This window comes from Parendozoicomonas verongulae, from assembly GCF_009711465.1.
In the GTDB taxonomy this organism is placed as follows: domain Bacteria; phylum Pseudomonadota; class Gammaproteobacteria; order Pseudomonadales; family Endozoicomonadaceae; genus Sansalvadorimonas; species Sansalvadorimonas verongulae.
The window spans coordinates 1,448-1,769 of sequence record NZ_SMME01000594.1 but is presented as its reverse complement, the minus strand read 5'-3'; the positions used below and the strand labels follow the sequence as shown (position 1 = coordinate 1,769).

General features: G+C 55.0%; 1 protein-coding gene. It reads left to right on the top strand.

Annotation, left to right across the window (positions count from 1 at the left end; translation table 11 throughout):
- A partial coding sequence (locus E1189_RS22960; RefSeq protein WP_196221012.1) for a hypothetical protein occupies nucleotides 1-315 on the top strand: 315 nt, incomplete at its 5' end.
- Between the last annotated feature and the right edge of the window lie 7 nt (nucleotides 316-322).

Sequence of the window (322 nt, the reverse complement as noted above, 5' to 3'; positions counted from 1 at the left end):
GCTGGCGCCGCATGGGCAGGTAGTGTTCATACTCCCCTTACACCGGGTATCCCTGCTGCTCTGGCGGTGGGATTTAAGCTGGTTAACCGTATCGAAGGTAGCGCCGCATGGGCAGATGGTGTTCTGCTTCCCCTTGCACTGGGCGTCGCTACTGATCCGGCTGTGGGATCTAAGCAGGCTGACTGTCTCGAAAGTGGCACCGCAGGGGCAGGTGGTGTTCCGCTTTCTTCGACGTACTTTCCCCTTCTCATTTTGACTCAATACTTCTACTTCTGGTGTAGAGCTATCGTAGTCCAAATCATCTGGAGCTGTTGATGCAGTG